This is a genomic window from Pseudomonas sp. UYIF39 (assembly GCF_029963765.1).
GTDB lineage: Bacteria > Pseudomonadota > Gammaproteobacteria > Pseudomonadales > Pseudomonadaceae > Aquipseudomonas.
This window is the reverse complement of sequence record NZ_JALBYU010000003.1, coordinates 143,274-157,049: the sequence shown is the minus strand read 5'-3', so window position 1 is coordinate 157,049 and position 13,776 is coordinate 143,274. Positions and strand designations below refer to the sequence as shown.

At 51.5% G+C, this 13,776-nt stretch carries 8 protein-coding genes; all 8 read left to right on the top strand.

Annotation, left to right across the window (positions count from 1 at the left end):
- Window positions 1-68: 68 nt before the first annotated feature.
- The 8 genes from rfbB to MO767_RS05525 all read left to right on the top strand — a co-directional run bounded on the left by rfbB (window position 69) and on the right by MO767_RS05525 (window position 13,627).
- Window positions 69-1,145: a dTDP-glucose 4,6-dehydratase gene (rfbB, locus tag MO767_RS05560; RefSeq protein ID WP_282479719.1), complete on the top strand. Its 1,077-nt coding sequence runs from the start codon at window positions 69-71 to the stop codon at window positions 1,143-1,145.
- Window positions 1,142-2,035: a dTDP-4-dehydrorhamnose reductase gene (rfbD, locus tag MO767_RS05555; RefSeq protein WP_282479718.1), complete on the top strand. Its 894-nt coding sequence runs from the start codon at window positions 1,142-1,144 to the stop codon at window positions 2,033-2,035. Before rfbB ends, rfbD begins: the two co-directional genes overlap by 4 nt.
- Window positions 2,032-2,922 carry a glucose-1-phosphate thymidylyltransferase RfbA gene (gene rfbA, locus MO767_RS05550; protein ID WP_282479717.1) on the top strand — a complete coding sequence of 297 codons (891 nt, stop codon included), beginning with the start codon at window positions 2,032-2,034 and terminating at the stop codon, window positions 2,920-2,922. Before rfbD ends, rfbA begins: the two co-directional genes overlap by 4 nt.
- Before the next feature lie 54 nt (window positions 2,923-2,976).
- Complete coding sequence (locus MO767_RS05545; RefSeq protein WP_282479716.1) at window positions 2,977-3,900, top strand: glycosyltransferase; 924 nt, start codon at window positions 2,977-2,979, stop codon at window positions 3,898-3,900.
- Entirely contained in the window at window positions 3,897-4,859 is a 963-nt protein-coding gene (locus MO767_RS05540; protein WP_282479715.1) for an SDR family oxidoreductase, read from the top strand. Before MO767_RS05545 ends, MO767_RS05540 begins: the two co-directional genes overlap by 4 nt.
- Window positions 4,856-5,875 (top strand): glycosyltransferase family 4 protein, encoded by a 1,020-nt coding sequence (locus MO767_RS05535; RefSeq protein WP_282479714.1) that lies wholly within the window; start codon window positions 4,856-4,858, stop codon window positions 5,873-5,875. Before MO767_RS05540 ends, MO767_RS05535 begins: the two co-directional genes overlap by 4 nt.
- Window positions 5,876-6,011: 136 nt before the next feature.
- Complete coding sequence (locus tag MO767_RS05530) at window positions 6,012-7,949, top strand: glycosyltransferase family 2 protein (RefSeq protein ID WP_282479713.1); 1,938 nt, start codon at window positions 6,012-6,014, stop codon at window positions 7,947-7,949.
- 701 nt (window positions 7,950-8,650) lie between these two features.
- Window positions 8,651-13,627 (top strand): glycosyltransferase, encoded by a 4,977-nt coding sequence (locus tag MO767_RS05525; protein WP_282479712.1) that lies wholly within the window; start codon window positions 8,651-8,653, stop codon window positions 13,625-13,627.
- Window positions 13,628-13,776 lie beyond the last annotated feature (149 nt).

Genomic DNA, 13,776 nt, shown 5'->3' with positions numbered 1-13,776 from the left:
TTCTGCATTCATGGATTAGACAGTGCTCGGTTGGCGGCCCTGTCAGTAACTTAAGGGTATGGTTTCGCGTGAAAATTCTAGTAACCGGCGGTGCCGGGTTTATCGGCTCGGCAGTCATCCGTCATATCATCTCCAACACTACCGATGCTGTCGTTAACGTCGATAAGCTGACTTACGCCGGTAACCTTGAGTCATTGGCCGACGTTAGCCAGAACTCGCGTTACGTGTTCGAGCGCGTCGACATCTGCGATCGTGATCAAGTCGACCGCGTTCTGCGTGAACACCAACCGGATGCGATCATGCACCTGGCCGCAGAGTCCCATGTTGACCGCTCGATTTCAGGTCCGTCTGAATTCATCCAGACCAACATCATCGGCACTTACACCCTGCTGGAAGCTGCGCGCCACTATTGGACGGCGTTGGATGATGCGCGTAAAGCCAACTTCCGCTTTCACCATATTTCGACTGATGAAGTTTACGGAGACCTCGAAGGTCCGGAAGACCTCTTCACTGAAACCACGCCGTATCAGCCAAGCTCGCCATATTCCGCCAGCAAGGCCAGTTCCGATCATTTGGTTCGGGCCTGGAGCCGAACTTACGGTTTGCCGACCGTGGTCACCAACTGTTCCAACAACTACGGCCCGTGCCATTTCCCTGAGAAGTTGATCCCGCTGATCATTCTCAATGCACTGGAAGGCAAGCCGCTGCCGGTCTACGGCAAAGGCAACCAGGTCCGCGACTGGCTCTACGTCGAAGACCACGCCCGGGCACTGTACAAAGTCGTGACCGAAGGCGTGATCGGCGAGACGTACAACATCGGCGGCCATAACGAAAAGCAAAACATCGAAGTAGTGGATACCCTGTGCGCACTGCTCGACGAACTGCGTCCCGATTCTGCTCACCGTCCACATGCCAGCCTGATCACATACGTTCAGGATCGCCCGGGTCACGACCAGCGTTACGCAATCGACGCCAGCAAAATCCAGCGTGAACTGGGTTGGACACCGGAAGAAACGTTCGAAACCGGCATCCGCAAAACGGTCGAGTGGTATCTCAACAACACTGAATGGGTAGCCCACGTGAAGAGCGGCAGCTACCAGCAGTGGATCGACCAGAACTACGCAGACCGTTCGAACAAAGCATGAGAATCCTCCTGCTGGGAAAAAACGGCCAAGTGGGCTGGGAGCTACAGCGCTCCCTCGCGCCGCTGGGTGAGTTATTTGCCCTGGACCGCCATGTGGTCGATGGCTTGTGCGGCGATCTGTCCGATCTCGACGCTTTGCGCGCAACGATCCGTCAGGTCAAGCCCGACGTCATCGTCAACGCTGCGGCCTACACCGCTGTCGATAAAGCCGAGTCCGAAACCGAGTTGGCCGACCGTGTGAACGGTCAGGCAAGCCAAGTCATAGCCGAAGAGGCTGCGACTCTGGGTGCCTGGCTGATTCACTACTCGACCGACTACGTTTTCAACGGCCAGGGTTCAGCGCCGTGGCAAGAGTCAGATGCAGTCGCCCCGTTGAATCACTACGGCGCCAGTAAACTGGCCGGCGAGCAGGCGATTACCGCGTCGGGCTGCAAGCACCTGATCTTCCGCACCAGCTGGGTCTATGGCGCTCGCGGCAACAACTTCGCCAAGACTATGCTGCGTCTGGCCAAAGATCGCGAAACTTTGAGCGTTATCGCCGACCAGATCGGAGCCCCAACGGGGGCAGACCTGATTGCCGACGTGACCGCGTTGACCATTCAGCAAGTTCTGCAACGTCCTGAGCTGTCGGGCTTGTATCACTTGGCGGCCAGTGGCGAAGTGTCCTGGCACGGCTATGCTAGCCATGTGATCGCTTTCGCCCAAGACAACGGCGAGCAGCTCGCCGTAACGACGATCAATCCGATTGAAACGACGGCTTATCCGACACCTGCGCGCCGCCCTCTGAATTCGCGTTTGAATACTCAGAAGCTGCGTGACAATTTTTCTCTGCACTTGCCGGATTGGCAAAGTGGTGTAACCCGAATGCTTAGGGAAGTTCTGAATAAATGAGCACGACAAATCGTAAAGGCATCATCCTCGCTGGCGGCTCGGGTACGCGCCTGCATCCGTTGACCCTCGGCGTGTCCAAGCAGATGCTGCCGATCTACGACAAGCCGATGATCTTCTATCCGCTGTCGGTGCTGATGCTGGCGGGCATGCGTGAAGTCCTGATTATCTCCACGCCTGAAGACTTGCCGTGTTTCCGCAAGCTGCTGGGTGACGGTAGCCTGTACGGCATCAAGCTGACCTACGCCGAGCAACCTAGTCCGGACGGTCTGGCACAAGCCTTCATCATTGGCGAAGAGTTCATCGGCAAAGATCCTTGCTGCCTGATCCTGGGCGACAACATCTTCTACGGTCAGCACTTCTCCGATAACTTGCGTTCCGCCAGCTCTCAACAGCATGGCGCTACTGTATTCGGCTACCACGTCTCCGATCCGGAGCGCTTCGGTGTTGTTGAGTTCGACAAAACCGGTCGCGCGCTAAGTATTGAAGAGAAACCGCTGAAGCCAAAATCCAACTATGCGGTGACTGGTCTGTACTTCTACGACAACGATGTTGTCGAGATCGCCAAGAGCATCAAGCCGTCCGAGCGTGGCGAGCTGGAAATCACTGACGTTAACCGCGCCTACCTCGAGCAGAACACCCTCAATGTAGAAATGCTCGGACGCGGTTTTGCCTGGCTGGACACGGGGACTCACGACTCGTTGCTCGAGGCCAGTCACTTCGTGCACACGATAGAGCAGCGTCAAGGCTTGAAAGTGGCCTGCCTGGAGGAGATCGCCTACAACAACGCTTGGATTACCGCTGAACAGTTGAGCGCTCAGGCCGATAAGCTGAAAAAGACTGGCTATGGTCAGTACCTGCAAAAACTGCTGGATTTGGATTCCCTCTGAGTCGAGAGGGTTTACTTTCAAACCTAGCGTTTAATCCGTGCAAGCAGGAATAGCATGCCAGTAAAACATCCCAAGGTTGCAGTTTTGCTGGCTGCGTACAACGGAATGCAGTGGATTGAGGAGCAACTGGTCTCGATTCTCGGCCAGTTATCGGTCGACGTAACCCTGCACATTAGCATCGACCCCTCTACTGACGGCACCGAGGCGTGGTGTAAAGCTTATGCGGCTGAGCATCCAGCAGTTGTAGTGCTTCCGGATGCCAATCGCTTCGGCGGAGCATCGCGCAACTTCTTTCGGTTGATCCGGGACGTTGACTTCAATGGCTACGACTACGTCGCCTTTGCCGACCAGGACGACATCTGGTATCCCGACAAGCTGCACAGAGCAACCCAGGCGCTGCAGGCACGACGAGTAGATGCCTACTCCAGTAACGTGACGGCGTTCTGGCCAAGTGGCAGAACCCTGCTGCTGGACAAGGCGCAGCCTCAGGTCGCCTGGGATTTTTTGTTCGAGGCAGCCGGGCCTGGCTGCACCTATGTCTTTAGAAAAAGCCTGGTAGAAGCCTTGAAAGGCTCGATGCTCGCCAACTGGCAGCAACTGCAAGGTGTAACTTTGCATGACTGGTATTGCTACGCCTTTGCGCGCAGTCATGGTTACCGTTGGTATATCGACCCGTTACCCAGCATGGATTACCGGCAGCACGAGCGTAATCAGGTCGGTGCCAACACAGGCCTGAGTCCGTTGATCGCTCGTTACAAAACCATTCATGACGGTTGGTGGTTCGGTCAGGTTCGCCTGATTGCAGATCTGGTGGGGCAGGGGGCGAAGCCCTTTGAAGGCGTCTTGCTGCAATTACGGCGTACGGAACTGATGAAGCTGTCCTTCAGTGCCTGGCAATGCAGGCGCCGGGTACGGGACAAGATTTTCTTCTTTTTTATTTGTTGGGTCACCGCGTTGATAGGAAACAAAGCTCAATGACAGCCCCAAAGGTATTGGTCACGGGGGCAGGCGGTTTCGTGGGTGAGGCGCTGGTTTTCAGGATGTTGGTGGACAAACAGTTCGCTCCGATCGCAGCCGCTCGCAGTCCCACCCGGTTACAGGGTTTATGCCCGGTTGTACCCTTTGATCTGAATGATCCTGAAGCCTTGTCTGAGTTGAAGGATGTAAGTGCGGTCGTCCACGCGGCGGCCAGAGTTCATGTGATGAACGAAGTCGTTTCTGATGCCTTGGCCGAATTTCGCAAGGTCAATGTGGAGGGCACTCTTCGGTTGGCAAAGCGCGCCGCTGAATCGGGAGTCAAACGCTTCATCTTCATCAGTTCGATCAAGGTCAATGGCGAAAGCACCCTGCCAGGCAAGCCGTTCAAGGCTGACGATACTCCGGCCCCGGTGGATCCTTATGGCGTGTCCAAGCACGAGGCTGAACAAGCGCTGAGACAACTTGCTCGTGAAACCGGAATGGAAGTGGTGATTATTCGCCCGCCATTGATCTATGGGGCGGGGGTTAAAGCCAATTTTCTGAGTATGCTGCGCTGGCTCAATAAAGGTATTCCGTTACCGTTGGGAGCGGTCCGGAATCAGCGTAGCCTTGTGGCGATCGGAAACCTGGTGGACCTTATAGTCACCTGTATTGATCATCCTGCCGCAGCGAACCAAACCTTTCTGGTCAGTGATGGCCAGGACTTGTCCACAACCCAAATGCTACGTCGCCTGGGCAATGCGCTCGGGACGAAGGCCTGGCTCTTGCCATTGCCAGAGTGGTTGCTGGTAGTGGCGGCTTCGGCATTGAGAAAGCAATCCGTTGCTCAACGGATCTGCGGGTCATTGCAGGTCGACATCAGCAAAAATCGTGAATTATTGGGGTGGACACCACCCATCAACATGGATGAAGCCATGCGCCAAACCGCAGGTCACTATCTGGACGCGCAGACGAAATGACTTTTTTGTGGCTGCTACTTGCAGTATTCGTTGTTTCCTGGGGGCTGACGCTTGTTTTACGTCGTTATGCTTTGGCCAAGAGCTTGATGGACATACCAAACGAGCGCAGCTCTCACTCGGTGCCTACTCCTCGGGGTGGAGGTGTAGCTATTGTTGTCTCCTTTCTGTTGGCGCTTCTGATCCTTCGCGGTCTTGATTTGATGAGCCTGGCGACGCTCTTTGGTTTGCTGGGGAGCGGCTTGTTGGTCGCGCTTATCGGTTTTGCCGATGATCACGGGCATATCGCTGCAAGGTGGCGCCTATTAGGCCATTTTGCTGCCTCGATATGGGCGTTATATTGGCTGGGAGGCTCTCCTCGCATCACGCTCTTTGGCGCTACCCTTGATCCAGGGTGGATTGGGAATATTTTGTTTGTGCTGTATTTGGTCTGGATGCTGAATCTTTACAACTTCATGGATGGCATTGACGGCTTGGCCAGTGCTGAAGCGATCAGTGTCTGCCTCGGAATGTTGCTGGTCTATTGGTTTGGCGCAAACCTCGAACTGGCGTGGGGGCCTCTTGCTCTGGTGGCAGCGGTCGCGGGTTTTCTCTGTTGGAACTATCCGCCGGCGAAAATTTTCATGGGAGACGCAGGCAGTGGTTTTTTGGGGATTGTATTGGCAGGGATGTCCATTGAGGCAGCCTCCAAGTCGCCCGAGTTGCTCTGGAGCTGGTTGATCATGCTTGGCGTTTTCATTGTTGATGCGACGTGGACCCTGATGCGCAGGCTTTTGCGAGGCGAAAAAGTATATGAAGCCCACCGCAGTCATGGTTACCAATATGCCTCTCGCAAGCACCGTAGCCATAAAACAGTAGTGCTGGCATCGATCACTATTAATTTTGTATGGCTCATGCCGTTATCGATCGCTGTAGCAAGTGGGTGGGTTTCCGGATTTTTTGGTATGGTCGTAGCTTATGCTCCACTGCTATTTATCGCATGCACCTACAAAGCTGGAGAGTCGGAGCAAGTAGTGTAATTAAAAAGCGTCAGAAACACATGTCAACACAGGTTTGCATGGTTGCCTCTCTTGTGGAGCGTCTTGGGATGTGCCTGCTGCTGATGTTGTGATATTTTCAGGTCGCTAAGTTGCATTGGTTAGGGGGTTCGATTTAATGAGTGGTTTATTCAGTATGGTTGCTTCAAACATTTGGCAAGTCGTAACGCGTTTTTTTCGAGGGCTGCGCTCTTTTTTGGCTAAGTCTAAAGCGTTCATTCGACCCATTTATCAAAAGTTTCCTTTCCTTGTGTGGGTTCGTGTTCGTATACATTTGTTTTTCAAGCGTTTGCGCGAAAACATAATGTTGGTAATTTATTCGCGAAATAATACCAAGGCTATACAGGCTATATTGAATCGTCGTTTTTCACGGTTCCAGAACTCGTCGGTCGCCCAGGCGCAACCTGTTATTGATGTGTCGGTGGTGACGTTCAATAGTGGCAAGTGGGTTGATGGTTTTTTTGAATCGTTAAGGGCGCAGAGTTACCCGCTCAGCAAATTGAATATGTTCTTTGTTGATAACGGGTCTTCGGACAGCACCCTTGAAGCATTGCAGCGTTGGCAGGCATTACTTGGTCAGGAAGTGGCTGGTTTCGACATTCTGGAAGGCGACAATGTCGGGTTTGGTGCCGGGCATGAAAAAGCAATCCATAAAGGAAGCTCTGAGTATTTTCTTGTTAGTAATGTGGATATTGTTTTTGCTAAAGACGCTATAACCAGAGTGGTGACCGCTGCTTTGGCGGATGCCAAGGCTGAGGTGGCATCCTGGGAGTTGAGGCAGGCACCTTATGAGCATCCTAAATATTACGATCCGGTAACGTTGGAAACCAACTGGTCGTCCCATGCTTGCGTACTCGTAAGAAGGTCGGCTTACGTTAAAGTCGGTGGATACGAGCGCGAGATCTTCATGTATGGCGAAGACGTCGAGCTTTCCTATCGCTTCAGGTCCTATGGATACCAACTCAAGTATTGCCCGTCTGCCGTCGTCTATCATTATACCTATGAGCATGAGCATCATATAAAACCGATTCAGTATACCGGCAGCACACTGGCCAATGCTTATATCAGGCTACGTTATGGGAATTTGAGTGATAGAGTGGGTGGCTTTATCTTGCAGTGCCTGCTTTTACTCCGTCCAGAACCCTATGCTGGCGCCCGTCGCGATGTGTTCAGAAACTTTGGTGTGATATTCAAGAAGGCTCGGTATTTTATGCGGGGCAAGGGGCCGAGTGAAAACTGCTATTTCCCTTTCAGGGGCTTTGATTATGAAATGATCAGGGATGGGGCGTTCTGGGAGGTGGGTGAGCCATTGACCGATTACCCTCTTGTTACTGTGGTAACTCGAACTTACAAGAATCGAGGAGAGTTTCTCAGGCAGTCCATGATGTCAGTGCTTAATCAAACGTATCCGAATATCGAGTTGATAGTCGTTGAGGATGGCGGTTCTACGATGAGCTCGGTTGTGGCTGATTTTGAATTTCCGGAGGGAATGAGTGTCAGTTACTACTCCCTCGATAAAGTCGGTCGTTCGGTTACCGGTAATTATGGTCTCGAAAAGGCAGCCGGAAAATATTGCATGTTTCTCGATGATGATGATTTGCTTTTTGCGGATCATGTCGAGGTGCTTGTTGGTGCGTTGGCGAAAAATTCTGATGCGGTAGCGGCCTACTCATTGGCACTGGAAGTCGGTACTGTTGCCGGTGGCGTGGAAGAGCAATATTTTGAGGTTAGCCATGCTGTACCTCCGATTCTCAAGCAAGAATATGACTATGATGTTCTGTTGGATCACAACTTTATAGCCATCCAGTCTCTCCTTTTTCAAAAGGATCTCTACTTGCAACGAGGTGGATTTCAAACCGATATGAGCAGTCTCGAAGACTGGAATCTTTGGTTGCGCTATGGTTATGGCAATAAGTTTGTTTATGTGCCAAAAACAACGTCTTTGTTTAGAACACCTGGGGACCCTACTGTACGGGTCGAACGGCATATGCAGTTGCATGAAGCTTATTATATTGCCAAGAATCACGCAGTGAAAACGTGTAAGAGTTATACCTGAGTTCGTGCTTTAGCGGTTTTTGGCATTGAGTTTTGTGAATTGAGTCATTCCGTGTGAGTGGCTATTTTTTTGTATTTCTCTACTGATGTAGCTCTGGCTCATTAGTCGAAGTGGTAGGTTTTGTATACGGTTTGTTGACTCGTTATCGGTTTTTTGCTCCTCAATATTCTAGCTTTTTGTCCAGATGGATGGGGGCAGCCCCTTAAATAAGCAAATCAGGCTGTTTCGGGAGGGGTGCAGGCCTGGGCCAGGATGGTTTCGAGCGGGGCACCCTCCTGTGTCCCGTCAACGATTCAGTCCACCGTCTACGTGCCTGGGTTTGAGGTGTTTTTCGCTCTTGGCGGTAGGGGCTTGAGCCTTTTTCGTTGGGCGCTGCGGCTAGGCCATAGGTGAGGAACCCGGTATTTCGGAGCTATTTTGAATGTTAAGACCAAAAAATGTTATAAATCAGTTTTGGTTGGTTTCGCGCTTGTTTGCTCCGGGTCAGTGATCGCGCTTGTGGTTCGCTCGGCCCAAGGGGGCTAACGTCGTCGACGTATAGTCGTCGCTGGAACCAGGGAGTGGTCATTTGCAAGTGTTACCCTTTTATGTAGGGCTATGGTTGTAGCCGTCTTACAGGGTGTTCGTATTAATGCAGATAATTTACTTGTTTGGAAGTGCGTTGCTGAGAGTCAGCATGCCCATAGGATTTTTTGACGCATATGCTAAATATTAGTGATTTGTCATCAGTGGACAAACAAAAAGTCTTCGACTATCTCAAGTGGAACAGTTTCCGTTCCGAGAAGTACAAGGTTTTATACGTTAGTACCCCCAAGGTTGCGAGTACTTCCCTGAAGTGGTGGTTTGCGTCACTGGAAGGTTGTTCGCAGGCCTTGCGTGGAGTCGGTGAGGCTGCGGGAAGTAATTCTGATCAAGTTGTTCACGAGTTTTACAAGGTTGCGCCCCATGTCAGCGGGCTGGAAATAGACGACCTTTTGGGACCTCTTCTCTCTGATACATATTTTCGATTTGCCGCCGTACGAAACCCTTACAAGCGTATCTTCTCTGCATGGCAGTCGAAAATACTGTTGCAAGATCCACAGCAGGTCGCATCGTATCCAAAGTTTGAGTCGTTACAGCAGCCGGTAAAAAGCTTAGCGGATGTTGCTTCGGCTTTTGAGGCGTTTCTGGAGTATCTCGCAAGCAATCGCACATCTTCACCTGAGAGGGATTTTTGGGCGCCTCAAGCCACGCTATTGCGTCCGGATTTGATCAATTATTCCTTGTTGGTCAAAATTGAAAACTCCTCTGAACTCCATAAAGCATTATCGGAGCACTTCGGTGAGCAGGCCACCGATCCTTTCGCAGAGCCTTCGCCAAGTGAAAATGTCATTCCCTTCCTTCCTGCTTTTATTACGGAACGAAGTGCGAGTTTGATTAAAGAGCTGTATGCCGAAGATTTTGATGTCTTCGAATATGACAGGCAGATACCAGAACCTACAGAAGCGTTTTCGGTAGAGCAGTTGGATCTCGCGTTTGACGCGGCCAGGCTGATTCGGGAAAGTCGTCAACAAATAGATGCGCGCGCCCTTCAAATCCAGGACTTGACTCAGCAGATCAAGGATTTGAATCAGCGGATTGCGTCATTGAATCCGACCCTGTTTGAACGTGAGTCGCAGTTAAAAGAGCTCATGGGTTCTTTGGTTAAGCGCGACCGACATATTGCCAGTCTTGAGCAATCTGTGGGTGTGCTCAACAGGCAGTTAGTCGACCTCAAAGCCGTCTTGGTTGATCACGAAAAAGAGGGTGTCAGTCTGAAGGCTGATCTGCTCAAGACGCAGCAGGAACTCAATGCGTTACTCTTTTCGCATTCCTGGCGTTTAACCTTGCCTGTGCGCATAGTTACAGGGTTTGTGCGAGAGTCCGTCCATAACGTCAGGACGCTGACATGGAGTAAAGTACTCGACTCGTTAAGACGTCGTCGAGAGCTGTATAACGAAAATACTCTTCGTGAGATTCACGAAAGCGGGTTGTTTGACCCGGATTATTACCTTGCCAGTAATGCAGATGTGCGTGCAAAAGGCACTGATCCACTCAAGCACTACATGCTCAAGGGCTGGATAGAAAATCGCAATCCTTGCGCCGCTTTCAGTCCTTCGGATTATCTGTTGGCCAACCCTGATGTTGCCGAGGCTCAGGTACATCCGCTGCTTCACTACATTCAATGTGGCCAGCTCGAAGGTCGTCCAGTCAGATTGCCAGCTCGCATTTGCGAAATGACGACGGTCAAGCGTCGTCCCGTCGGGCGTAATGCGGTTTTCAAGCCGTATGGTGAATATACACCGATACCGGTACTCAAGGCTGTGCTCGAGGCACAGATAGAAGTCGTCAAAAAGTCAGGATTGTTCGACGAGAAGTACTACCTTGCAATGTACAGCGATGTGCAGCAGGTCTCGGTAGATCCGCTCAGGCACTACTGTGAACAGGGCTGGCGCGAAGGTAAAAATCCGTCCATGGACTTTGATACGCGCGCCTACCTCGCACTTTACAAAGACATTCAACACATTGGTCTTAACCCGCTTTGGCATTACATTGTCACTGGCGCGGCGGAGCATAGAATAGCGGTACCGGACGCGCTCATTAATCATGAAAACGACATCCGTTTTGGTGAAGTTGACAGCGACATCAAGTTACTCGCGTTCTATGTCTCGCCTGACTGGGAGGCGTTGCGTAGTGCCAGATTCGCTTCCAAGGGCAATCCGCAGCGATCGCGCCCTGATAAGACGCTTGGGTTGTATGATTCGTTGGACGGGCGTGTGCTCACCCAGCAGGCACTCAGTGCCAAGAGTCATGGCTTTTTCGGCTTTTGTTTCAATCTGAGCGCAGATTCGGTTGCGCAAGCGTCGCCACAGCCTCTGGATACCTTTCTTGCCCATACGGAAATCGACTTTAATTTCTGCATTCAAATAGATTTGCATCAGGACGGTCTGTCGAACAACTTGATTACGCCTGTTGTTGCAGTTCTAGCTGATAAGCGATGTGTGCAGGTTGATGAGCGACCCGTCATCGTGGTTAAACTCAATGAGTATGACGAAGACATAGTTGATTCAATTCGCAAGCTCCGTGAGCGATTGAATGAACTGTGTGATGGCGTGTACTTGATTGCTCAGTTTGGTTTTGCGGGTTCGGATGAACTGGCGCAGGACCTGGATGGTTTGTGTGACGCCGCGCTTGATCTTTCTGCAGATCCTGTGCCGGGCGAAACTGGCGTATTTCCACCGCAAAACAAGAATGGAATAGATACCGTTCCGTATAACCTTATTGCTTCGCAAGGGATCGTACGAGCACAGAAAGCACATCTTCGTGCTACTCCGGTTTTTCACGCTATTTCGTTAGGGCGTGATGAAACTGCGCTTAAGCAATATTCTCCTCTGGTTTATTCGCGCTTTCACATTCGTGACTATGGGCGTTGGCTTGACGCGGCGATCAGGGGCGCGAGAAAGTCTCTCCCCGAGGATCGCCGTCTACTGTTCGTGAATGCCTGGAACAATTGGCAGGAAGGACTCTACGTTGAGCCAGACAGTATCACCGGTTTTGGTCGGTTGAACGAAACAACACGCGCTCTGCTGGATATTGATTCCAGTGTCGTTATGCCAAAAATTTCGGTAATTGTTCCAAATTATAATCATGAGAGCTATCTTGCTCGTCGGCTGGATAGTATTTATGGGCAGACTTACAAGAATATAGAAGTCATCCTGATGGATGACTGTTCGACTGATGATAGCCGTTCGGTGTTAACTGGTTATGCGGAAAAGTACCCTGATATAACGCGCTTGTTGTTCAATGAGACGAATTCGGGTGGCGTTTTTCATCAGTGGGCTAAGGGGATCAAGGCGGCCACAGGTGACCTGGTATGGGTCGCTGAAAGCGATGACTACTGTGATGAGCTTTTCCTGGAGGCGCTTGTTAGCTGTTTTGATGATGAAGCGGTCATGCTTGCGTACTCGAAGTGTGAGTTCGTAACCACGGACGAAGTCGTTATGCCGGACCAGTTCCTTAACTATGTAAGTGATCTGGAGTGTGCGAATAAATGGGCCGGTTCCTATGTAAGCACGGCGCATAACGAAGTGTGCTCGGCGTTGGGTGTTAAAAATACAATACCTAATGCCAGTGGCGTAATTTTCAAGCGTCCCGTTGATATGCCGCTGTTGGATGATCAGTCGTGGCTATCAATGAAAGTTGCTGGTGACTGGGTCTTCTATTTGCACATTCTGCGCGGCGGGAAGATTGCTTACTCCACTGAGGGTACAAACTTTTTCCGTCGACATTATGCAAGTACTGCCAACACCACTTATCGCAAAGAGGTCTTTTATCGCGAGCTCGGGGTGGCGAACAGAACGATCCAGTCCCTCTACAATGTTCCGATGTCGGTGCTTGAGGCTTGCGAGGCATCCAGCAAGAAGCTGTATGACCACTATGTCGGGGGCTCCGCAGAAGAGTTTTTACGCTGGTACGACCATGATTCGATTGTTCGTGCCAGGGCTGATCGACTGCCGAACGTGATGGTTTCCACGATCGGCTTCTATCCGGGTGGTGCCGAAATTCTTCCGATTCGACTGGCAAACGAGTTTAAGCGCCAAGGTATTTCCGTTTCCTTGTTTAGCGCCGGGATACCAAAACGCGAAGACGGTGTTCGCAAAATGCTGAGAAACGACGTGCCGGTGATCGAGACGTCGAATATCGAATCAGTGAAAGAGATCATTCATGATTTCGGAATTGAAGCACTTAATAGCCACCAGTGGTACGTTCAGAAGTATCCGGTCGATGTCCCGGATGTTTTTTCCGAGCTTGGCGCCCATGTGGCGGCTTTGCACGGGATGATTGAACATGGCAATGGAGTGACTGATGAACAGTTGCGCATTGCTGACAAAGGTGTCAGTACATGGGTCTACACCGCTGAGAAAAATCTTGTTCCTTTCTCGGACATCTCACTGTACGACAAGTCTTCTCCCCGTTTCGTCAAGGTTCCTAACGGGTTGCAGCCGCCGGAAATCGTTCCAATCTCGCGCGTGCAGATGGGTATACCGGAAGATGCTTTTGTATTGTGTTGTGTCAGTCGGGCAATTCCCGATAAAGGCTGGGGCGAAGCGATCCAGGCGGTAGAACTTGCGCGATCACTTTCCGGTCGGGACATCCGTATTATATTGGTCGGAAATGGCTTGGTGTACGATGAGTATTGTCAAGCAGGTGCGCCGGACTTCGTTTACCTGGCTGGCTTTAGTGATAACTCCGTAGGTCATTATGCTGCCGCGGACATGGGCATCATGTTATCGACCTTCAGGTCCGAGAGTTTCCCTCTGACCATTGTCGATTGTCTGTTTGCCGGCAAGCCATACATTGCCACAGACGTAGGCGACATCAAAAACATGTTGACGATAGAGAGCGGCGTTGCCGGGGAGATTATCGGGTTGGAAGATTGGGTCGTCCCAATCGAGAGCACGGCCCGCGTGATTGCAGCGTTCGCGACAGATGAACGGAAATACCAGGAAGCCGTCGGCTTGGTGAAAGACGTTTCCAGTCGATATCGAATTGACGCCGTTGCCTCTCAATATCTTCGTTTGTTCGAGCGTGACATTCAGCAGCGCAGGGCGGAGTCGGCGAAGGCCGAAGGCTCTGGCATGACTGTCCAAGACCTGTAGCCGGACTTGCTGTAAGCAGGGCAGCTAGCGTTAAGGGGAGATCTCACAGGGCAGGTCCGGCTGATTGCCAGGCCTGCACTGAGAGCGAGACGGGCGTCTCCGGCAATTTGGTAAGCCGCCTCACTTGACGTATCATTAGCCGTCACAGT